Raw genomic sequence first — 22,110 nt, forward strand, 5'->3', positions numbered from 1 at the left:
GATGGCGACCATCGAACGCGTCCAGACGGACCTGTTCCGCGTTCCCCTGCGCACCATGCTCACCGATGCCATGCACGGACCGATGGTGGCGTTCGATCTCATCACGGTGCGGGTTCTGGACTCCGACGGACTCCTGGGCACCGGGTACACCTACACCGTGAACCACGGCGGTGCCGCGGTGGCGACCATGATCGAACGCGACCTCGCCGATGCCCTGATCGGGGTGGAGGCGGGCCGCATCGAGCATCTGTGGCACACGATGTGGTGGCGGCTGCACTATGCGGGTCGAGGAGGGCACGCCACCTCGGCGATCTCCGCGGTCGACATCGCGCTGTGGGACCTGCTGGGCCGCCGGGCAGGCCTCCCGTTGTGGGTCCTGTTCGGAGGCCACGACCCGCGGGTCCCGGTGTATGCGGGGGGCATCGATCTCGAGCTGCCCGTGGACGATCTGCGGCGTCAGGCCGACGCGTTCCTCGCCGAGGGCTTCCGCGCGATCAAGATGAAGGTCGGTCGTGCGGACCTGCGCGAGGACGTGGCCCGCGTGGCCGCGATGCGAGAGCACCTGGGTGCGGGTTTCCCGCTGATGGTGGACGCGAACATGCGGTGGTCGGTGGACGAGGCGCTCCGTGCCTGCCGTGCCCTGGCGCCGTTCGACCTCGGGTGGATCGAGGAGCCGACCATCCCGGACGACGTGCGCGGATACGCCCGGATCGTGCGCGAGGGACACCATCCCATCGCGGGTGGGGAGAACCTGCACACGCTGTACGAGTTCGAGCACGCCATCCGGTCCGAGGCCCTCACGCTGCCCGAGCCCGACGTCAGCAACATCGGCGGCTACACCACCTTCCGCAAGGTCGCGGCGCTGGCCGAGGCCAACAACCTCCGGCTGACCTCCCACGGGGTGCACGATCTCACGGTGCATGCGATGGCAGCCACCGGGACACGCACCTACATGGAGGCGCACGGCTTCGGTCTCCAGGAGTACATGGCGGATCCGATGGCGATCATCGATGGGCACGTGCGCGCGCCCGACACCCCCGGGCACGGCGTCCTCCTCGACTTCGACCGGCTGGCCCACGCCTGCGCGGCGTGAGCCTCAGCGCGTGACGGGTTCGGCTCCGCCCAGTCGCCTCAGGTCGGCACGGGTGGGCAGCGTCTCCCAGTCGCCGTCCCCGGTGCAGGCATACGCCCCGACCGAGGCCGCCGTCGCCAACGCGGTGGCGACGTCGTTCCCGGCGAGGTGGTCGGCAAGGAACCCCGCGACGAAGGCATCGCCGGCACCCACCGTGTCACGGACCTGGACCGGGACGGCCGGTACCCGCACCTCGCCGCCGTCCCATACCGCGACGGCGCCCTGCGCCCCCAGCTTCACCACCGCGATACCGGCGCCGAGAGCGCGCAGAGCGTGACCGGCGCGGACGGGGTCCGTCTCGGGTCCGATCAGGATCTCCACCTCCTCCAGTCCGCCGAACACGATCGCGCACTGCGGCACGATGCGCGCATACAGCGCGCGCGCCGATGCCTCGTCCCACAGGCGGGAGCGGTAGTTCAGGTCGAAGGAGACCGGGACGCCGGCGTCGGCGGCCAGTCGCGCGGTGTCCAGGACCAGGTCGCGGGCGGAGGCGGACAGCGCCGAGGTGATGCCGGTCAGGTGCACGAGATCGGCCTCGGCGACCTCCTGCGCCGTGACATCCCCCGGGCGCAGCCGCGAACCCGCGCTCCCCGCGCGGTAGTACCAGATCCGGGTCTCCATCGTGGAGCGTTGCTCCTTGAGCATGAGACCCGTGGGGACATCGCGGGTGCGCAGGGCGCGGGTGGTGACACCCTCGCCCCGCAGGACCTTCTCCACGAGGTCGCCTGCGGAGTCCTCGCCCAACCGCCCTACCCACGTGGCTGCGGTACCGAGCCGGCGCAGCCCGATGGCGACGTTGCTCTCCGCGCCCCCCATCCCCAGGGTCATGGTGGCTCCGGCATGCAGTGGCTCAGGACGGGAGGAGCCGACCAGGGCCATGGACTCACCCACGGTCAGGACCCCGGTCATCGGGAGGCCCCCACGCGGGGCGCCTGAGTGGATCCGCGGACGACGAGTTCGGGGCGCAGCAGCACGGTGCGTCCCGGGTCCTCGCCGGTGTCGTCCAGCATCTCCTCCAGGGCGAGGGCCGCCATGCGGGCGATCGGCTGGCGCACCGTGGTCAGCGGCGGATCGTAGAGTTCGGCGAGCACGATGTCGTCGAACCCGACGATCGAGGCGTCGGTGCCGACCTGGAGACCGAGGTCGCGCAGGCCCCGGCACAGTCCCAGAGCCGTCATGTCGTTGATCGCGACGACGCCGGTGGGCGCGGTGGCCGGGTCCTCGAAGAGGGCGTGGGCGGCGCGACGCCCGACCTCGGCGGCCTCGACGTCCCCGAAGGCGGGTGCATCCGCGCCGGTCCACGCGGGCATCTCGGCCGGGTCCAGGCCCGCCTGTTCCAGCGCCATGCAGTAGCCCCGGTATCGACCGGCGCGGTTGACCGAGGCGAGCGAGCCGGACACGAACGACACGCGCTGATGCCCCAGTTCCAGGAGGTGAGAGGTCGCGAGGTGCCCCCCGACGAGGTTGTTGATGCTCACGCTGATCACGTTCTCGGGATCGCCCGGCTGTGCCTGACGGTCGAAGGTCACCAGACGTAGCCCGCGCGCCACGATATCGGCCACGTGATCCAGGGTCGGGAGGGAGGAGCACAGCACGATGCCGCGCACCCCGTCCTCCCACAACTCCTGGACGTAGCGCCGCTCGCGCTCCGCGTCACGCTCGGAGTTGCACAGCAGCAGATTGTGCCCCACCGTCATCGCCGCGAGTTCCAGCTCTCGCGCGAAGGCGCCCCAGAACGGGTTGCCCACGGATGGCACGATGAGTCCGATCGTCTGGGTGCGCCCGGTCCGTAGTTGCCGCGCAGCCTTGTTCGGATGGTATCCCAACTCGGCGATCGCCCGGTCGATGCGCTCCTTGGTCGCTGGGACCATGCGGTTGGTGCGCCCGTTGAGGACGTTCGAGACCGTGCTCGGGGAGACGCCAGCGGCCTCGGCGACCTGCTGGATGGTGACGCGTGCCACGGTATTCCTCCAACGTCAGCGGTGGGGTGTCGTCGGACATGCTAGTGCATCGTTGCAGTGAGTCTACTCCTAGCGTGGGGCCGCAGTCGATCAGGGGCGGTCCGGCCCGGGACGGCCGGGGCTGTGGCGATGGTCACAGAACGGTCACGATCGTCGAGTAAATCGTCACACCGGTGGGTTTCCCTTGACGCCGGGGTCCGGTGGTGTCTAGTTTGGTGCACCGTTGCACCAGGGTCACCGTCAGACCCGCCGGCACCCCGCCGACCGCACACGACGATTGGATCAACGATGATCGATACCCGGCACCTCCGCCGACCGCTCGCCGGCATCGCTTCGCTCGCTGCCGCCTCACTGGTCCTCGCTGCCTGCAGCTCCGGGGACTCCGACACCTCGGGCTCGCTCGAGGACGTCGACCCCGACGAGGTCTCCGGGGAGATCTCGCTGCTCACCCCGATCTTCGAGGGGACCGAGGGGCAGAAGCTCCTCGAGGACGAACTGCTCCCGCAGTTCTACGCCGAGTACCCCAACGTGAAGGTCTCGGTGGACTACACCACCTACGGCAACCTGAACGAGAAGCTGACCACCGCCGCGGTCTCCGGGCAGGTCCCGGACGTCATGCTGATGGGCGTGGGGTGGATCGAGGGCTTCGCCGCCAAGGACTTCCTCGCCGACATGTCGGACCTCGGGCTGACCCAGGACGTGCTCCTGGAGTCCTACGAGCCGACCATCGTGGAGGCCGGCATGTACGACGGCGGCGTGTACGGCGTGCCGATCATGCTCGACACCCGCATCGGCATCGCGCGCATGGACATCCTCGAGGAGGCCGGCTACGACGCCCCGCCCGCCACCTGGGACGAGCTCATCGAGATGTCCGAGGCGCTCACCGTGCGCAACGGTGGCACGCTGGAGCGCGCCGGGTTCGACCTGCTCTCCAACGACTCCCGGCAGGTCTTCGAGACCTTCCTGTTCTCCGCGGGCGGCGCGCTGTTCAACGAGGACAACACGGCGCCGGCGTTCAACGAGCAGCCCGGCATCGATGCGCTCACGTTGATGACCGAACTCATCAACACCTACAAGGTGGAGGACATCGGGTTCGCGTCCACCGACCAGGCCGTGCACCCCCTGATCAACGGTCGAGCCGCCATGGGCCTGTCCCACAACAACCTGTGGACCCAGGCCGAGGACGTCGACCCCGAGATCCTGCAGCACATGGAGCCCTTCCTGATCACCGGGGAGCAGCCGGGCATGTTCTTCGGCGGCACCTTCGCCACCCGGTCGGCGAACTCGAGCAGCCCCGAGGCCGCCCAGGCCTTCCTGGAGTTCCTCACCAGCCCCGACATCGCGCTGGCGGCCAACGAGCAGCGAGGGAACGTGCCCGCGCTCAAGGAGCTGCTGGAGACCGAGTACGTGGAGTCCAACCGATTCGTGCAGTTCTCGCTGGAGAACCTCGAGTACGCCCAGCGCGAGGGTGGTCCCGCCTCCTGGCTCGAGGTCCGCGGTGACTTCGCTCCCGCGATCGAGTCCGCACTGCTGCAGCAGAAGACGCCCGAGGAAGCCCTGAACGACCTCGCCGCGCTCGTCGAGTCCACGCTGGCTCGCTCCTAACGGATCGATGTGGGGTGTCCGGGCACATCCGCCCGGACACCCCCTCGTAGAAAGCAGGAGGCCATGGCTACAACGGAGAAGCTCGCCAGGGCGGATGCACCGCCCCGCAAGATGAACAAGACCTCACCCGCCGAACGCAAGTTGCGCCGCACCGGTTGGTGGATGGTCACCCCGTCGCTCATCCACATCGGGATCTTCACCACGATCCCCGTGATCGCGACCTTCGTGCTCGGTTTCACCGACTACAACGTGCTCGGTTCGCCGAACTGGATCTGGTTCGACAACTACGTCGAGATCTTCCAGGACCCGGTGTTCCGCAAGGCGACGTGGAACACGATCGTCTACACCTTCTGGACCGTGCCGGTCTCCATGGCGATCGCCCTGGTGATCGCCGTGGCCCTGAACACGGGCCTGAAGCTGCAGAAGTGGTACCGCACCGCGTTCTTCCTGCCGCAGGTCACCGCGACCGTGGCGATCGCCATGGTGTGGCTGTGGATCTTCAACCCGCAACAGGGCCTGCTCAACGCCTTCCTGGGCCTGTTCGGCATCCCCGGCCAGGCGTGGCTGGTGGATCCGGAGTGGGCGCTGTGGTCGGTCATCCTGGTCGGCGCGTGGCAGGGCATCGGGATCAAGATGCTCATCTACATCGCCTCGCTGCAGAACGTCGACGAGAGCCTCTACGAGGCGGCGTCGATGGATGGGGCCTCGACGGTGCGCAAGTTCTTCGCGATCACCGTGCCGATGCTGAAGCCCGCGACCTTCTTCGTCCTGGTGATCTCGATCATCAACGCCTTCCAGGTGTTCGACCAGATCTACGTGTTGACCAACGGCGGACCGGCGAACGCCACCACGATGATGACCTACGAGGTCTACCGCGCCGCGTTCGAGAAGTTCCGCATGGGCCTGGCATCAGCACAGTCCGTGGTGCTGTTCGCCTTCCTGCTGGTGATGACCCTCGCCGGTCGCCGCGTGACGCGAGAGGATGACTGATGTCCACCACGACTGACCTGGTGCTCGACGAGGAGCCCGGCGCGACGCCCAAGGCCCCGCGTACGACCTCTGCCAAGGGGGCCAAGACGCGTTCGACGATCATCCTGCACGTGCTGCTGATGGTCGGCGCGATCACGATGATCATCCCGTTCCTGTGGATGATCTTCACCTCGGTGAAGACCAACGCGGAACTCGCCGCCAACCCGCCCACGTTCTTCCCGACCGAGTGGCGGTGGGAGAACTACCCCGAGGCCCTGGACGCAGCGCGGTTCGACCTGTACTTCCGCAACAGCTTCATCATCGCGACGGGGCACACCCTGATCACCCTGGTGTTCGGCTCCATGGCGGGCTACTCCCTCGCGCGGATCCCGTTCCGAGGCCGCAACATCGTGTTCCTCGCCATGGTCGCGATGCTGATGATCCCGACCTACACCAAGATCGTCCCGCAGTTCCTGATCGTGAAGATGATGCCGCTCTTCGGCGGCAACGACATCCTCGGGCAGGGCGGATCGGGCTGGCTGGACTCCTGGTGGGCCCTGCTCATCCCCGGAGGCCTGTCCGCGACGTCCATCTTCCTCTTCCGCCAGTTCTACCTCTCGCTGCCGAAGGAACTGGAGGAGGCGGCCCGCATCGACGGCCTCGGCGAGTTCCGGATCTTCGCGCAGATCTACACCCCGCTGATCAAGCCGGCGATCGCCACGGTCGGTCTGCTGACCTTCCAGGAGAGCTGGAACAACTTCCTGTGGCCGCTCCTGGTGACCACCTCGGAGAACCTGCGGGTGATCCAGGTCGGCCTGGCAGTGTTCCAGCAGTTGGACGCCACGGCCTGGCAGTACCTGATGGCGGGCACGACCCTGGCCACCGTGCCTATGGTCCTCCTGTTCATCTTCGCCCAGAAGTACTTCATCCAGGGCTTCACCAACACGGGCATCAAGTAGTCCGGGTCCTCCCCGGACCGACCACACGAAAGAGGAGACATGCAGAACACGCTTGAAGGTCGTAAGGCGCTCGTCACGGGCAGCGGGCACGGGATCGGGGCGGCGCTCGCCCTCGGCCTGGCGCAGGCCGGAGCCGATGTGGTGGTGCACTACTACGGCAGCGCGGAGAGCGCCAACGAGGTCGTGGCCCAGATCACGGCCATGGGACGCCGCACCGTGGCGATCCCCGGCGACATGACCGACTCCACTGCCACGACCGCTGTGGTCGAGGCCGCGATCGCCGAGCTCGGTGGTCTGGACATCCTGGTGAACAACGTGGGCAACCTCGTGGGACGCCACACCGTGGCGGAGATGTCCGACGAGCACTGGGACAAGGTGTTCGCTGTGAACGTGTCCTCGATGTTCTATGCGACCCGCGCCGCCATCCCCGCGCTCACCGAGTCGGCCAACGGTCGCATCGTCTCGCTCGCCTCCCTGGCCGCGGAGAACGGTGGCGGGAACGGATCGGTCGCCTACGCCGCAGCGAAGGCCGCCGTCATCGGCTTCACCCGGGGCCTGGCCAAGGAACTCGCGCCGACGGGGACCACGGTGAACGCGCTGGCCCCGGGCTTCATCGGTGACACCCCGTTCCACAACACCTTCACGCCCGAAGAGGCGCAGAAGAACATCGTGGCCGGTATCCCGCTCGGTCGCGCCGGGAGCGTGGAGGACGTCGCCGGTGTGACGACGTTCCTCGCCTCGGACGCCGCGTCCTACGTGACCGGTCAGGTCATGGACATCAACGGGGGTCTGAACTTCCGATGATCGCTGTTCCGGATCGCGCCGGTGGCTGGTGGCACGACTACGTGTGCCCCACCCACGACACCGAGCTCACCGGCCCGGCCGATGCCGGACACGGCTGCACGCGGGGCTGCGTCGTGGTGGGTGACCGCTACGACGCAGCCTGGCGGACACTGCAGCACCAGGCCGCGGCCCGGGAACTGCGGCGGTTGGCACGCACGGGAGACTCCGCCGACCGCCAGGCCGCCCTGGAGATCCTGGACGAGATCGCCCGCGTCTACGCAACCGTGGTCGGCCCGGGCTGGAACGAGTCGGCCGAGGCGTGGATGCTGCGGGGGCGCATGTTCGCGCAGGCGCTGACCGAGGCGCAGTGGGCGGTCCTCGTGGCCGACGCGGTGCTGCTGGTCGACCCCGAGCACACCCGACCCGGGGTGGCCGACCTGCTCGCGGGCCTCGCGGAGACCTTCGAGGACGCCTACCACGTGCTGGTCGACCAGCGCGACGACGAGCGCAACAACTACACCGCGTGGTTGTGCGCAGCCGGTTCGCTCGTGGCGCAGGCCCAGGGGGCGGCCGAGCGCGCGGCGCTGTGGGTGCAGCGTGCGGACCGACACCTGGCGTGCTGCCTCACCGCCGATGGCTGGGAGTGGGAGGGCAGCACCTACTACCACCTGTTCGTGCTGCGTGGCCACCTGCTGGCTCGTCGTGGTGCCGATGCCGGATCGCTGGACCCACAGGTCCGGGAGCGGCTCGCGGCCATGGTGCGGGTGCTCGCCGAGGTGGCCGCGCCCGACGGCCGGCTCCCCGCCATCCACGACGGGCCCTACGACCGCCCGCTGGCGCACCGCGAGGTCCTGGAGATCGATGCCCTGGCCTCCGGGCTGTTCACCTCCACCGGCCTGGAACGCGTGGCGCAGTTCGCGCGCGCCAGCCTCGGGGAGTGGGACGACGGCCTCGAACGCCTGCTCAGCGACTGGTTCACCGGTTCGCCCGAGGGCGTCGTCGAGGTGAGTCGCGGCTGCGTCCACTACCCCTCGATGGGCTACGCCGTGCTGCGGGATGCGGCCGACAGCATCCAGGTGGTGGTGGACGCGGGGGAGCACGGCGGCTCCCACGGACACCTGGACAAGCTCGGTCTGTATCTGTACGGGAATGCCGCGTGGCAGCCAGCACCGGGCGTGCCGCCCTACGCCAGCGGCCTACGGCGGGGGTACTACGCCCGCACCCTGGCGCATCCCACCGTCCGCGTGGACGATGTGGATCAGGACGCGACCACCGGGGAGATCCGCAGTTGGGATCCCCAGGGGCGTCGCCTGCTGGCGGAAGCCGAGCCCTACCCGGGGATCCGGATGCAGCGCAGCGTGACCATCGAGCACGGGGTCGTGGTGGACGTGTTCCGCGTGGAAGCGGACTCGCCGCGCAACCTCGCTCTCGCGTTGCGTCCCGCGGTCGACCTCGAGATCGCCACCGCCGGTGAGGTGTCCAGCACCCGATGGCGCTGCGACACCGGGGCCGAGCTGCACGGCACCCACGCCGCCCGGCCCGAGGCCGCGCTCCAGGCCGTGCCCGGGCGCGGCACCTCCGAGGATCCGGCCAGGGTCCGCACCCTTGCGGACTGGAAGGTCCAGGCGCCCCGCGCCGAGTTCGTCTCCGTCTACCAGCAGGGCGTCCCTGTGCCCTGCACCATCGAGATCGACGCGCCAGAGCGCGTGATCGTCCGACTCAACACTCCCGCCGGGGAGAGAACGATCGAGGTAACCTCATGACCCGCCCCCTGTTGTTCGCCGACCGTGAGGACCAGCTGCGCGCAGAGTTGCGCGACGTCCGCCGGCCGCAATTGCGCCGCCTGCTGGAGGAGTGCGAGCGGCTGCGCACGCTCGAACTGCCGCAGGAGCACCCGCTGGCCTCCATCACCTGGATCGGTGCCGGCGCCGCCAACCTGGCGTTGGCCTACCGGCTGACCGGCCAGGAGCAGTACCTGCAGGAGTTGCGTCGTTACCTGGTGCCGGCGCTGTCCTTCCCGCACTGGGGCCGCGCGAACCTTCCCGACCACGACCTCGACGCCGGGTGGTTGTGCCACGGACTCGGGCAGGCCTACACCTGGGCGGGCGACGCCCTCAGCGAGGGCGAGCGCACGGCACTGCGCGAGAAGCTCATCCTGCAGGGGACCCGCCTGTACGACTTCGCGGTCGGCTCCGAGGGGGGCTGGTGGTCGGTCTCCTACTGGCAGAACCACAACTGGATCTGCTACGCGGGTCTGGCCACGGTCGGGTACGCACTCGCCGATGAGCACCCGCCGGCGCGGGAGTGGACCGAGCGGGCCAAGGCCAATTTCGACACGGTCCTGGACATGCTCACCGAGGACGGCTCGAACAACGAGGGCGTGGTGTACTGGCGCTACGGCGTGCCGTGGCTGGTGATCTACCTGGACCTGCTGAAGCAGCAGGAGGGCATCGACTGGTTCGCCCGCAGCGACTACCTGCGCGAGACGTTCTGGTACCGCCTCTACCAGGCGGCCCCCGACCTCGAGCGGATCATCAACCACGGTGACTGCCACGACCGACGCAGTGGGCACCCGGTCGCGATGTACTACAAGTTGGCCTCGGAGTACCGCATCCCGCAGTGCCAGTGGCTGGCCGACACGGTCGTGGACAACTTCTTCTGGCGGGAGGCCTACGAGAGCGACGTGCGCCCGGGCGTACGGGCCGAGGCATACCAGGAACTGCTGTGGTTCGACCCCACGGCGCCGAGCCAGGACCCCTACCAACTCCCCGCGAGCCGGTACTTCACCGACCTGGGCCTCGTGGTGGGACGCACCTCCTGGGATCCCGACGCCGTGATGGTCTCCTTCAAGGCATCCCCGGGTGGCGGCCACAAGGCGTGGGAGACCTCGCACCGGTTGAAGAAGGAGACCGGCTGGAGCACCCTGAACGCCGGTCACCACCACCCGGACGCCGGCACCTACACCCTGCTCGGGTACGGCGCCTACCTCGCGCTGGACGAGGGCTACTCCTCGCGCAAGAAGACCGAGCACCACAACGCGATCCTGGTCGACGGCAACGGCTTCGTGAACGAGGACCGATACCACGTCTACGAGGACCTGGCACACGAGTACACCGCCGAGATCCTCACCGCGAGTGTCGAGGGCGGGTGGACCCACGCGGTGAGCGAGACGCAAGCGATGTACGACCGCGAGCTCGGCGTCGAGCGCGTGCGCCGACACCTGGTGCTCACCCCGCGCGGCAACCTGGTGCTCCTGGATGATCTGCGTGCCGCCCAGCCCCGGGTGTGGACCTGGCTGTTGCAGACCGAGAACCCTGCGGTGGAACTGGGCGAGAGCGGTCAGTGGATCGCGGACGCCGGCAGCGGCCGACTCATCGTGCGTGCCATCGGTGAGGGGGAGCAGGTGGAGTCGGTGGTCACCGCGGTGCATGCCAACCCGACCTCCTCCACGCCGAGCCTGGCGATCGAGAAGGTGCAGCACACCCTGCGGCGTTCCAGCCCGCGGTCCACCACCGCGCGCTTCGTCTCCGTGCTGCAGCCCCGGCCGTGGTTCGCGGCGGATCCGGCCGAGGTGGCCGTCTCGGAGTCGGGTACCCAGGTGACCATCACGATCACCCATCGCGGCGTGACGGAGACGGTCACCCTGGACACCGAACTGGCGCAGATGAGCGGCGAGGGCGTGACCGGTCCCGGTTTCCGCGGGCACAGCGTCCAGTGAGCGAGCGTCCGCAGCGGCGCGGTGGAGGCTGGGAGGCCGGGACGCTCCGCGTCCTGGCCGTCCCGGCCAACCTCGTGCTCGGCGGGATCGTCGCCTTCCTCCTGGCGATCCCCGTCGTCACCCTCCTTCCGGTGCTGATCGCGCTCGGTCGATCCATGGCGAGGTGGCGCACCGAGGAGGACGACGCGGTGGTGACCAACCTGCTGCGCGAGTTGCGCGTCACCTGGCGTCGCACCTGGGCCTGGGGTCTGCTCTTCGGCCTCGTGGTGGTGGTGCTCGTGCTGAACAGTCTGTTCCTGGCCGCGCAGTTCGGGCAGGAAGGCTCACAGCCGGCGGTGCTGCTCGCCGGGGCCACCGTCCCGGTGGCGCTCGTGGTGCTCCTGCTCGGCCTCCTGGTCCCGGTCGCGAGTGCGCTGGAACCCCAGGCCTCGATGCGCGAGTGGTCCCGGGTCGCCGTGGAGTTGGTGATGCGCGCTCCGCTGCGTGCGCTGCTCGTGCTGATCCTCGCCGTTGCCGTGGTGGGCGCCTGCGTCGTGCTGTGGACCCTGGGGCCGTTCCTCGTGCTCTCGCTGCCGATCTACCTGGCGGTCCTCACCTTCATCGCCAAGCCCGGCCCCGCCGACGCCGCGTGAGAGGCGTCGCACCGCGCCACGCGCTCTGGGTGCTCTACGCCGACACCCTGACGATGGCCGTCGGGTTCTACATGCTGGTGCCGCTGCTGGCCTACCACTTCCTGGAGAACCTCGGGCTCGCCGTCGCGGTGGTCGGGATGCTGGCCGCGATCCGGGGGGCGGCCCAGAACGGCACGCAGCCGATCGCGGGATGGATCGCCGACCGGATCGGCTACCGCACCGCGATCAGCGGCGGGGTCCTGATCCGGGCGAGCGGCTTCGCCGTGCTGGGGCTGACCGAGAGCCTCCCCATCCTGGTGGCGGGGTCGATCCTGGCGGGCCTGGGTGGCGCCCTGTTCCACCCGGCGAGCTATGCTGCGTACGCGGCCTTCTCGGCCGGGCGCGATCAGACCCGGGTGTACGCCACCCGCGAGCTCTACTCCAACGTCGGCTTCGTGCTCGGGCCGATGATCGGGGGACTCCTCGCCGGCCTGGAGTTCCGCTGGGTGGCGCTGGGTTCGGCGACCCTGTTCCTCGTGGCGTTCGTCATCACCGTGGTGGGTCTGCCGCCCGTGTCGCTGGCGCACGGCAAGGAACGCGCCAAGATCGGTGCGGCGCTGCGGGACCGACGGTTCGTGCCGATGCTCGCCATGGTCGGCACCGTGTGGATGCTCTCGGGACAGCTCTACCTCGTGGTCCCCGTGCGTGCGGCCGCCGTGCTGGACGGTTCGTTCGGCGTCGGCCTCGTGTACACCAGCGCGGCCGTGTTCATGGTGGCCACGATGCTGCCACTGACCGGCTTCGCCTCCCGCCACCTGCCTCCCGGTCGGGTCATCGCGCTCGGGGGACTCTCCCTGGGCGCGGGGATCGCGGTGATGGGGCTGTGGGACTCCGTCGTCGGCCTGGTGGCGGGCGCCCTGGTCTTCACCGTGGGGCAGATGCTCACCCAACCGACGGTGAACTCCCTGATCTCCCAGTTCGCCGAGCCGCACTCGATCGCCACCTACTTCGGTGCGGCCGGACTGGCCCGCGCGATCGGCGGCATCGTCGGGAATCTCGCCGGCGGTGCGCTCTACACCATCGCCGGTGGCGGGGGAGCGCTGTCCACCGCGGTGTGGTTCGTCTTCGTCGGGGTGGGCCTCGCCGTCGCGACCCTGCTGTGGACCCGGGGCCCCGGGGGCGCGCCGCCGTCGGCGGCGACGTCCGGCACCCAGTAGCCTGGTGAGGCCATGGGCGCCGCGTGCGCCCGACCGTCCCACGCGATTCGGAGCCCCACCCGTGCCCAGCATCTCCCTCACCCTCGACGGCGTCACCACCGAGATCGAGGCGGGCACCACGGCGACCACCCTGCTGCAGGGAGAACGCGACGTCGTCGCGGTCCGGGTCGACGGCGACCTGCGGGACCTCGCGCGTGAGCTGCCCGCCGACGCCGTGGTGGAGCGCGTGCGGATCGACAGCGAGGACGGTCTGAACATCCTGCGCCACTCCGCCGCGCACGTGATGGCACAGGCCGTGCAGCAGCTCTACCCGGGGACCACCCTGGGCATCGGACCCTTCATCACCGACGGCTTCTACTACGACTTCGACGCCGCCGAGCCCTTCACCCCCGAGGACCTCAAGGCCATCGAGAAGGCGATGCAGCGCATCGTCAAGGAGGGCCAGACCTTCGTGCGCCGCGAGGTCACCCGCGCCGAGGCCCTGGCGGAGCTCGCGGCGGAGCCGTACAAGTGCGAACTGCTGGACGTCGAGGACACCGAGGCCTCCGCCACCGAGGGCGCCTCCGTGGAGATCGGCGACGGCGAGATCACGATCTACGAGAACGTGCGCCGCGGCGGCGAGGTCGCGTGGAAGGACCTGTGCCGCGGTCCGCACGTGCCCACCACCCGGGTGCTCGGCAACGGCTGGTCGCTGATGCGCTCCGCCGCCGCGTACTGGAAGGGGAATCAGGCCAACGCCCAGCTGCAGCGCGTGTACGGCACCGCGTGGCCGAGCAAGGAGGCGCTGACCGCCTACAAGGAGCGCCTGGCGGAGGCCGAGCGACGCGACCACCGACGCCTGGGTGCCGAGATGGACCTGTTCTCCTTCCCCGACGAGATCGGCAGCGGGCTGGCGGTTTTCCATCCCCGCGGTGCGATGGTGCGCATGGAGATGGAGGACTACTCCCGGCGCCGCCACCTGGCCGCGGGCTACGAGTTCGTCACCACCCCGCACGCCACGAAGGCGCAGTTGTTCCAGACCAGTGGGCACCTGGACTGGTACGCGGACGGGATGTACCCCCCGATGCGGCTGGACGAGGAGCGGGACGCCGCCGGGAACATCACCAAGCAGGGTCAGGACTACTACCTCAAGCCGATGAACTGCCCCATGCACAACCTTGTCTTCGACTCCCGGGGGCGCTCCTACCGCGAGCTGCCGCTGCGGCTGTTCGAGTTCGGGACGGTCTACCGGTACGAGAAGTCCGGTGTGGTGCACGGGCTGACCCGCGCCCGTGGGTTCACCCAGGACGACGCGCACATCTACTGCACCCGCGAGCAGATGCGTGAGGAGCTCGCCTCGCTGCTGACCTTCGTGCTGGACCTGCTGAAGGACTACGGCCTGGACGACTTCTACCTCGAGCTCTCCACGCGCAACCCGGAGAAGTCCGTGGGCTCGGACGAGGTGTGGGCCGAGGCGACCGAGACCCTGCGCGAGGTCGCCGTGGCCTCCGGCCTGGATCTCGTGCCGGACCCGGGCGGGGCCGCCTTCTACGGGCCGAAGATCTCCGTGCAGGCCAAGGACGCCATCGGCCGCACCTGGCAGATGTCCACCATCCAGCTGGACTTCAACCTGCCGGAACGGTTCGACCTCACCTACACCGCCCCGGACGGCTCCCGGCAACGCCCGGTGATGATCCACCGCGCCCTGTTCGGCTCGATCGAACGGTTCTTCGCCGTGCTGCTGGAGCACTACGCCGGAGCCTTCCCCGCCTGGCTCGCACCGGTGCAGGTGCTGGCGGTGCCGGTGGCGGAGCCCTTCAACGACTATCTCGGTAGCCTCGTCTCGCGGCTGAAGGCGCTGGGGGTGCGCGCCGAACTGGACGCCTCCGACGACCGCTTCAACAAGAAGATCCGCAACGCGGCCAGGCAGAAGGCGCCGTTCGTGCTGATCGCCGGCGGTGAGGACGCCGAGGCCGGGTCGGTCTCCTTCCGCTACCGGGACGGGAGCCAGGACAACGGCGTGCCACTGGACGAGGCGATCGAGCGGATCCAGGCGGCCATCCGCGACCGCGTGCAGGTGTGAGACGTGGCAGCCACCGGCGGTGAGCGCGCGGCGGACTTCGCGGGAGACGCGGACGGCTTCGAGCGACTGTGGACGCCGCACCGGATGGTCTACATCGACGGTGCGGACAAGCCGGCGGACGACACCCCCCGGCAGTGCCCGTTCTGCGCGATCCCCGCGCGTGGTGACGAGGACGGACTGGTGGTCGCCCGGGGGGACCTGGCCTACGTGGTGCTCAACCTCTACCCCTACAACCCCGGCCATCTGATGGCGGTGCCCTACCGGCACGTGGCGGGATACCCCGAACTCACGACGGCGGAGCTCGCCGAGGTGGGGGCCATGACGCAGGGCGCCATCCGGGTGCTGCGCGCCACCTCCGCGCCGGCCGGGTTCAACCTCGGGGTGAACCAGGGTGCGGTCGGGGGAGCGGGCATCGCCGCTCACCTGCACCAGCACGTGGTGCCCCGCTGGCAGGGCGACGCGAACTTCATGCCCATCGTGGCGGGCACCAAGCCGGTGCCGCAGCTGCTGGGAGAGACCCGTGACCGCCTGGCCGCCGCGTGGGCCGAGCACGCCGAGGTCGAGGCGGTCACGACATGCTGAAGCACTTGCGCGCCGTGGTCTCGCGGATCCTGGACCCGCTGGCGCGTGCCCTGCTGCGGATGGGTATCAGCCCGGACGCCGTCACCGTGATCGGCACCCTCGGGGCGGTGGTCGGTGCGCTCGGGTTCATTGCCCGCGGGTACCTGTTCGCCGGCACCATGGTCATCACCTTCTTCGTCCTCTTCGACGTCATCGACGGCGCGATGGCGCGGGCGGCCGGGCGCAGCGGACCGTGGGGTGCCTTCCTCGACTCGGTCCTGGATCGCTACGCGGACGGCGCCGTGTTCGGCGCCCTGACCTGGTACCTCGTGTCCCAGGACGAGATGTGGGGTGCCGCCTTCGCCCTGGCGTGCCTGGTCTTCGGCTCGATCGTCCCGTACGCGCGGGCGAAGGCGGAGTCGGTCGGGGCGAGCGCCACGGTGGGCATCGCCGAGCGCGGCGACCGTCTGCTCATCGCCCTGGTGGCCACCGGCATCGTCGGCCTCGGCGTGCCCCAGGTGGTCCTCGTCGTCGTGCTCGGGGTGCTCGCGCTGCTGTCCCTCACCACCTCGATCCACCGGATCTGGCACGTGCGCGCCCAGATCCACCCCGCCCACCTCGACCCCCCGGAGGAGACGGAGTGAGACTCCCGACCAGCACCGACCTATACGCCTGGGCCTGGCGCATCGCGCCGCGGCTGCCGGAGTGGCCGGCGCAGGCCGCCGGCGCCGTCGCGGCCGACGTCACCTGGTTGCTGCACACCGACGGCGTGAAGCAGCTCGAGCGCAACCTTGCCCGGATCCGACCCGGACTGAGCGCCCGCGAACTGCGCCGACTCTCGCGCGCCGGGATGCGCTCCTACATGCGCTACTTCGTGGAGGCGTTCCAGGTCGCCGGGTTCTCCCGCGAGAAGGTCCTCGCCCGGGTGCGACCCACCGGGGTGCCCGCCGTGGCCGAGGTCCTGACGCGCGGTGACTCGGTGGTCATGGCCCTGGGGCACAGCGGCAACTGGGACCTCGCCGGTGCCTGGGCCGCCTACGACCTCGGCCCCGTGCTCACCGTGGCGGAGAAGCTCCCCGACGGCCTGTACGAGCAGTTCGTGGCGTTCCGCAACTCCCTCGGCATCGAGATCGTGCCGCTGGAGGACGGCAACACCTTCCGCACCCTGCTGCGTCGTGCGGGGGAGCGGCCCCAGGTGGTCCCGCTGCTCTCCGACCGCGACCTGACCAGGCACGGCGTGGAGGTGCAGATCGCCGGGCTGCCGGCCCGGGTGGCCGCGGGGCCGGCCGCGCTCAGCCTGGCGACGGGATTCCCCCTGGTGCCGGTGGATGTGCACTACGAGCGACTGCGGGGCGAGCAGCGGCGCGCGGCCGGCTCGCGGTGGGGGCTCGTGATCCGCCTGCTGCCGGCGATCGCGACCCACGACGAGTCCGGGCAGCGCCGTGGCGTCCAGGAGATCACCCAGGACTGGGTGGACGTGCTGATGGCGGCCTACGCGCAGCACCCGCAGGACTGGCACATGCTGCAGAAGGTCTTCCACGCCGACCTCGACATGGAGCGCCTGGCTCGTTCCCACGGGGAGGGATGAGGATGCGCATCGGGATCGTCTGCCCCTACTCCCTGGACGCCCCCGGTGGCGTGCAGATCCACGTGCTCGACCTCGCGCAGCGGCTGATCGACCGCGGACACGACGTCCGGGTGCTCGCCCCCGCCGACCCCGCCACCACCGTGCCCTCGTTCGTGGACAGCACCGGCAAGAGCGTGGCGGTGCACTACAACGGCTCCGTCGCCCGGCTCTCCTTCGGGCCGGTCACGGCCCGCAAGGTCCGCTCCTGGCTGGAGGCGGGGGAGTTCGACGTGGTGCACATCCACGAGCCCCTGAGCCCCTCGCTCTCGGTGCTGGCCCTTGCGCAGGCCGACGTCCCGGTGGTGGGGACCTTCCACACCGCCACGGACCACTCCCGTGCCATGCGAGCCGCCTACCCGATCGTGCGGGGCTTCCTCGAGCGCATCTCGGCCCGCATCGCGGTCTCGGAGGAGGCCCGGCGCACCGTCGTGGAGCACATCGGTGGCGACGCCGTGATCGTTCCCAACGGCGTGGAGACCGGGGTCTTCCGCGCCGCTGCCGCCGATCCACAGTGGCAGGGCACACCCGAGCGCCCCACCGCCGTCTTCCTCGGGCGCACCGACGAGGCGCGCAAGGGCTTCGGCGTACTGCTGGAGGCCATGCCCGCCCTGGTGGACGCCGTTCCCGGCATCCGGATCCTCGTGGCCGGACGGGGCGACATGAGCCGGGCCCGCGAGGTCCAGGAGACCTATCCGGACACCCTGGAACTGCTGGGGGAGATCTCCGAGGAGGAGAAGGCGCGACTGCTGAGCTCCGCCGACGTGTACATCGCGCCGCAGACCGGTGGGGAGAGCTTCGGGATCGTGCTGGTGGAGGGGATGTCGGCGGGCGCCGTGGTGGTCGCGAGCGACCTGTCGGCGTTCCGCCGCGTGCTGGACGAGGGCCGCGCCGGTGAACTGTTCACCACGGGCGACCCCGCAGCCCTGGCCGCAGCGGTCGCGCGGGTACTGGCCGATCCGGCCCGGGCCGCGCAATTGCGCGACCACGCCGACCGGTGGTCGCGCCGCTTCGACTGGGACGTGGTCACCGAACGGGTCCTGGAGGTCTACGGCCTGGCCGTGGGGGAGGTGGCGGCACCGTGACCGCGGAGATCGCCCTCGTCGCTGTGCTCCTGGTGGGTATCGGCGTGTGGCTCACCCTCGCCCGCGCCAACCGCATCGACCTGCTGCACCAGAAGGTCACGCGGTCCGCCGCCACACTGGACGCGCAACTGTTGCGCCGTGCGGGGCTCGCGGCCGAGTTGGCGCGGTCCGGGATCCTGGACCCGGCGACCTCCATCCTCCTGGGTGGGGCCGCCGAGGAGTGCCTCTCCCACGACCCGATGCCGTCGGACGCCGCGCTGCCCGACGTGCTGGCCGGTGACCACTTCGGCCCTCACCGTGAGCAGGCGGAGTCCGATCTCACGCGCGTGCTGCGTGAGGGGCTGCAGGGCGCGGATCTCACCGAGGACCCGCTCGTGGCGGACGTGCTGACCGCCTGGCGCCGCGCGGGGTACGCCCGCCGCTTCCACAACGATGCGGTGGCTCAGACGATCCGCCTGCGCAGCAAACTCTCCGTGCGGCTGCTGCGGCTCGCGGGGCACGCCCCCATGCCGCGCATGGTGGACCTGGACGACGCACTGCCCACGGCCTGAGGCGCCCTCACCGGATCCCGGTCACGATGGTGCGGGACGCTAGTGTGGACATCCATGGGGGAGAGGGCCTCGCGCGCGGGCGCGGTCATGGCGACGGTCATCGCGGCGGTGCTGGGTGTGGTGGTCCTCGCGAGCCTCGGCGCGGTCCTGGCCCTGACGGGTCCGGGTCCGGCGGCCTGGGGCTTCCTGCTCGCCCTGGTTCCCCTCGCCGTCGTACTCGCCGCTATCGCGTGGCTCGACCGGTGGGAGCCGGAGCCGTTCTCCCTGCTCCTCCTGGCGCTGCTGTGGGGCGCGGGAGTGAGCGTCATCGTGGCCCTGGTGCTCAACAGCCTCTTCCAGGTCGTGGCGTGGGAGGTCACGGGCTCCGCCGATGACGCCGTGCTCGCCACCCCGATCGTGTCGGCACCGATCGTGGAGGAGGGCATCAAGGGCCTGGGCGTCCTGCTGCTCTTCCTGGTGCGGCCGCGCTTCTTCGACGGTGTCGTTGACGGCATCGTGTACGCGGCGACGATCGCTGCCGGGTTCGCCTTCGTGGAGAACATCCTCTATTTCGGTCAGGCGCCCGAGCACCTCCCGACGATCTTCCTGATGCGCGGCGTCCTGTCACCGTTCGCCCATGTCCTGTTCACGATCTGCATCGGCATCGCGGTAGGGAGCGCCGCCGGGCGCCATCGCGCCGGCCTGTGGTGGCGCTACCCCCTGGGCCTGCTGGGCGCGATCCTCTCCCACGCGGCCTGGAACGGGAGCGCGACCCTGGTCTCGGGGGATGAGTTCTTCCTCATCTACGCGCTGGTGCATGTGCCGGTGTTCCTCGGGGCGATCGTCCTGGTGGTCTGGTTGCGCCGCAAGGAGAGCGGCGTCATCGCCGCGCGTCTGCAGGAGTACGCGGCCGTGGGATGGTTCAACCAGCAGGAGATCGCGATGCTCGCCTCCCTGCGGCAACGCACCCGCGCTCGGCGATGGGCCCGCGCCACCTCACCGGCGGCGCGGGCGGGCATGCGCACCTTCATCCGGGACTCGACGTCGCTGGCGTTCCTGCGGCAGCGCGCCGTGCTGGGACGAGCGGACCTTCGCCACCACCACCGCTCCGAGGCACAGTTGCTGGACTCCATCGCGCGATCACGATCGGCTCTGGTGCCGGCGCGCTAACCTGAAGTATGACCACCTCGACCCCGTCGGCCGGCGCCGACCCCCGGTCCGCTCACGGCACCACGCGCGTCAAGCGCGGCATGGCGGACATGCTCAAGGGCGGCGTCATCATGGACGTCGTCACGCCCGATCAGGCGCGGATCGCCGAGGATGCCGGTGCCGTGGCCGTGATGGCCCTGGAGCGAGTCCCCGCGGACATCCGCGCCCAGGGCGGCGTCTCCCGGATGAGCGACCCCGACATGATCGACGGCATCGTGGCTGCGGTCTCGATCCCCGTGATGGCCAAGGCCCGGATCGGGCACTTCGTCGAGGCGCAGGTCCTGCAGAGCCTGGGCGTGGACTACATCGACGAGTCCGAGGTCCTCACCCCCGCCGACTACGCCCACCACATCGACAAGTGGGCCTTCACCGTGCCGTTCGTGTGCGGCGCCACGAACCTCGGCGAGGCACTTCGTCGGATCGGGGAGGGCGCCGCGATGATCCGCTCCAAGGGGGAGGCCGGCACCGGGGACGTGTCCAACGCGACGACGCACATGCGGACGATCCGCGGGGAGATCCGGCGCCTGAGTTCCCTGGCCGAGGACGAGTTGTACCTCGCTGCCAAGGAACTGGGCGCGCCGCTGCCGCTGGTGGCCGAGGTCGCGCGGACCGGCGCGCTGCCAGTGGTGCTGTTCACGGCCGGTGGGATCGCCACCCCCGCGGACGCGGCCATGATGATGCAACTGGGCGCCGACGGGGTGTTCGTGGGGTCGGGGATCTTCAAGTCCGGCGACCCGGCCAAGCGCGCAGCGGCGATCGTGCAGGCCACGACGTTCCATGACGACCCCGACGTGATCGCGAACGTCTCCCGAGGCCTGGGGGAGGCGATGGTGGGGATCAACGTGGACGAGGTCCCGCAGCCTCATCGCCTGGCCGAGCGGGGCTGGTGAGCTACTCCCGGCTCGGTCCGGACTGGGTGCGCGGCGCGGACGGGCTGCGCGAGCGCCGCGCGGCCCGGGTGATCGTGCTGGACGAGCGCGGCCGGGTGCTCCTGGTGCGCGGCCACGACGACGACCAGCCCGACCGCACCTGGTGGTTCACGGTGGGCGGCGGGATCGAGCCCGGGGAGAGCGAACGGGAGGCGGCCGTGCGCGAGCTCGCCGAGGAGACCGGACTGCGGCTGGACGCGGAGCACCTCATCGGGCCCGTGCTGACACGCTCGGCGGTGTTCGACTTCTTCTCCGAGCACTGCCGGCAGCACGAGGCGATCTTCCTGGCGCGGGTGCCAGGCACCGCCGCCTTGAGCGTGTCTGGGTGGACCGCGCTGGAGCGTGAGGTCGTGGACGAACTGGCGTGGTGGGAACCCGGGGACCTGCGGGAGGCGAGTGTGGAGGTGTTCCCGGCCGGCCTCGCGGATCTCGTGGCGGACCTGCACGCCGGCTGGGACGGCGTGACCCGGCACCTGAGCGAGGAGCGAGGAGGACAGGCATGACCGGTCGCACCATCGGTGTCCTCGCGCTGCAGGGTGACGTCGCCGAGCACGTGCGTGCCGTGGAGGCCCTCGGCGAGACGGCGGTGCCGGTGCGCCGCGAGCGTGAGCTCGCCCGGATCGACGGACTGATCCTGCCCGGTGGTGAGTCCTCCACGATCGAGAAGCTCCTGCGCCGGCTGGAACTGTTCGCCCCGCTGCGTGATGCGCTGCGAGGTGGTCTGCCCGCCTACGGCTCGTGCGCGGGGATGATCCTGCTGGCCGAGGAGATCCAGGACGCGATCACCGGCCAGACGGGCCTGGGAGGGATCCCGATGACGGTGCGCCGCAACGCGTTCGGGCGGCAGGTGGACTCCTTCGAGGCCGATCTGGTGGCTCCGGCGCTCACGGGGGATCCCGCACCGATCCGCGCGGTCTTCATCCGCGCTCCCTGGGTGGAACGGGTGGGTGAGGGCGTGGAGGTGCTCGCGCGCCTCCCGGATGGCGGCCCGGCCGCGGGTAGGATCGTCGCGATCCGTGCGGGTGTGCTGATGGCCACCTCCTTCCACCCGGAGGTGTCCGGTGATCTGCGCGTGCACCGCGAGTTCGCCAGGCTGGTGCGAGGTGTCGGATGATGCCGGGCGAGCGCCGTGGCCCACGGGTCTGAAGACGACGT

General features: G+C 70.2%; 21 protein-coding genes. 19 read left to right on the plus strand and 2 right to left on the minus strand.

The window, feature by feature from the left end; translation table 11 throughout:
• Position 1 precedes the first annotated feature (1 nt).
• Positions 2-1,093, plus strand: a complete 1,092-nt coding sequence (locus tag ATL40_RS05660) for a mandelate racemase/muconate lactonizing enzyme family protein (RefSeq protein ID WP_098468681.1) — start codon at positions 2-4, stop codon at positions 1,091-1,093.
• Positions 1,094-1,096: 3 nt separating this feature from the next.
• On the opposite strand, the gene ATL40_RS05665 is transcribed toward ATL40_RS05660, so the two are convergent.
• Positions 1,097-2,041, minus strand: a complete 945-nt coding sequence (locus ATL40_RS05665) for a sugar kinase (RefSeq protein WP_098468682.1) — start codon at positions 2,039-2,041, stop codon at positions 1,097-1,099.
• Positions 2,038-3,093, minus strand: a complete 1,056-nt coding sequence (locus tag ATL40_RS05670; protein ID WP_098468683.1) for a LacI family DNA-binding transcriptional regulator — start codon at positions 3,091-3,093, stop codon at positions 2,038-2,040. Before ATL40_RS05670 ends, ATL40_RS05665 begins: the two co-directional genes overlap by 4 nt.
• Before the next feature lie 288 nt (positions 3,094-3,381).
• On the opposite strand from ATL40_RS05670, the gene ATL40_RS05675 reads away from it, so the two are divergent.
• The 18 genes from ATL40_RS05675 (at position 3,382) to pdxT (ending at position 22,069) form a co-directional block, all read left to right on the plus strand.
• Entirely contained in the window at positions 3,382-4,698 is a 1,317-nt protein-coding gene (locus tag ATL40_RS05675; RefSeq protein WP_169925887.1) for an ABC transporter substrate-binding protein, read from the plus strand.
• 63 nt (positions 4,699-4,761) lie between these two features.
• Positions 4,762-5,688 carry a carbohydrate ABC transporter permease gene (locus ATL40_RS05680; protein WP_098468685.1) on the plus strand — a complete coding sequence of 309 codons (927 nt, stop codon included), beginning with the start codon at positions 4,762-4,764 and terminating at the stop codon, positions 5,686-5,688.
• Positions 5,688-6,626, plus strand: a complete 939-nt coding sequence (locus ATL40_RS05685; RefSeq protein WP_098468686.1) for a carbohydrate ABC transporter permease — start codon at positions 5,688-5,690, stop codon at positions 6,624-6,626. Before ATL40_RS05680 ends, ATL40_RS05685 begins: the two co-directional genes overlap by 1 nt.
• Before the next feature lie 39 nt (positions 6,627-6,665).
• A complete protein-coding gene (locus tag ATL40_RS05690; RefSeq protein ID WP_098468687.1) occupies positions 6,666-7,430 on the plus strand; it encodes an SDR family NAD(P)-dependent oxidoreductase in 765 nt (254 codons plus the stop codon).
• On the plus strand, positions 7,427-9,172 hold the full coding sequence (locus ATL40_RS05695; protein WP_098468688.1) for a heparinase II/III domain-containing protein: 1,746 nt from the start codon (positions 7,427-7,429) through the stop codon (positions 9,170-9,172). The genes ATL40_RS05690 and ATL40_RS05695 overlap by 4 nt, the downstream gene beginning before the upstream one ends.
• On the plus strand, positions 9,169-11,127 hold the full coding sequence (locus ATL40_RS05700) for a DUF4962 domain-containing protein (protein WP_098468689.1): 1,959 nt from the start codon (positions 9,169-9,171) through the stop codon (positions 11,125-11,127). Before ATL40_RS05695 ends, ATL40_RS05700 begins: the two co-directional genes overlap by 4 nt.
• The gene (locus tag ATL40_RS05705; protein WP_098468690.1) at positions 11,124-11,759 is read left to right on the plus strand and encodes a DUF624 domain-containing protein; all 636 of its coding nucleotides are present in this window, start codon (positions 11,124-11,126) and stop codon (positions 11,757-11,759) included. The genes ATL40_RS05700 and ATL40_RS05705 overlap by 4 nt, the downstream gene beginning before the upstream one ends.
• Positions 11,760-11,788: 29 nt before the next feature.
• The gene (locus ATL40_RS05710) at positions 11,789-12,955 is read left to right on the plus strand and encodes an MFS transporter (protein ID WP_143556872.1); all 1,167 of its coding nucleotides are present in this window, start codon (positions 11,789-11,791) and stop codon (positions 12,953-12,955) included.
• A 61-nt stretch (positions 12,956-13,016) separates the two neighbouring features.
• A complete protein-coding gene (thrS, locus tag ATL40_RS05715) occupies positions 13,017-15,017 on the plus strand; it encodes a threonine--tRNA ligase (RefSeq protein ID WP_098468692.1) in 2,001 nt (666 codons plus the stop codon).
• 3 nt (positions 15,018-15,020) lie between these two features.
• On the plus strand, positions 15,021-15,599 hold the full coding sequence (locus tag ATL40_RS05720; RefSeq protein WP_245866802.1) for an HIT family protein: 579 nt from the start codon (positions 15,021-15,023) through the stop codon (positions 15,597-15,599).
• Positions 15,593-16,222, plus strand: coding sequence for a phosphatidylinositol phosphate synthase (pgsA, locus tag ATL40_RS05725; protein WP_098468693.1), 630 nt, complete (start codon positions 15,593-15,595; stop codon positions 16,220-16,222). The genes ATL40_RS05720 and pgsA overlap by 7 nt, the downstream gene beginning before the upstream one ends.
• Entirely contained in the window at positions 16,219-17,166 is a 948-nt protein-coding gene (locus ATL40_RS05730) for a phosphatidylinositol mannoside acyltransferase (RefSeq protein WP_098468694.1), read from the plus strand. The genes pgsA and ATL40_RS05730 overlap by 4 nt, the downstream gene beginning before the upstream one ends.
• Positions 17,163-18,287 (plus strand): glycosyltransferase family 4 protein, encoded by a 1,125-nt coding sequence (locus ATL40_RS05735; RefSeq protein WP_245866805.1) that lies wholly within the window; start codon positions 17,163-17,165, stop codon positions 18,285-18,287. Before ATL40_RS05730 ends, ATL40_RS05735 begins: the two co-directional genes overlap by 4 nt.
• Positions 18,284-18,838, plus strand: coding sequence for a hypothetical protein (locus ATL40_RS05740; RefSeq protein WP_098468696.1), 555 nt, complete (start codon positions 18,284-18,286; stop codon positions 18,836-18,838). The genes ATL40_RS05735 and ATL40_RS05740 overlap by 4 nt, the downstream gene beginning before the upstream one ends.
• A gap of 54 nt (positions 18,839-18,892) precedes the next feature.
• The gene (locus ATL40_RS05745) at positions 18,893-19,987 is read left to right on the plus strand and encodes a PrsW family intramembrane metalloprotease (protein ID WP_098468697.1); all 1,095 of its coding nucleotides are present in this window, start codon (positions 18,893-18,895) and stop codon (positions 19,985-19,987) included.
• 8 nt (positions 19,988-19,995) lie between these two features.
• Positions 19,996-20,916 carry a pyridoxal 5'-phosphate synthase lyase subunit PdxS gene (gene pdxS / locus ATL40_RS05750; RefSeq protein WP_098468698.1) on the plus strand — a complete coding sequence of 307 codons (921 nt, stop codon included), beginning with the start codon at positions 19,996-19,998 and terminating at the stop codon, positions 20,914-20,916.
• Positions 20,913-21,458 carry an NUDIX hydrolase gene (locus ATL40_RS05755; RefSeq protein WP_281254881.1) on the plus strand — a complete coding sequence of 182 codons (546 nt, stop codon included), beginning with the start codon at positions 20,913-20,915 and terminating at the stop codon, positions 21,456-21,458. Before pdxS ends, ATL40_RS05755 begins: the two co-directional genes overlap by 4 nt.
• Entirely contained in the window at positions 21,455-22,069 is a 615-nt protein-coding gene (gene pdxT / locus ATL40_RS05760) for a pyridoxal 5'-phosphate synthase glutaminase subunit PdxT (protein WP_098468700.1), read from the plus strand. The genes ATL40_RS05755 and pdxT overlap by 4 nt, the downstream gene beginning before the upstream one ends.
• The last annotated feature ends 41 nt before the right edge of the window (positions 22,070-22,110 follow it).

Origin of the sequence: Serinibacter salmoneus (genome assembly GCF_002563925.1) — a bacterium.
Taxonomy (GTDB): domain Bacteria; phylum Actinomycetota; class Actinomycetes; order Actinomycetales; family Beutenbergiaceae; genus Serinibacter; species Serinibacter salmoneus.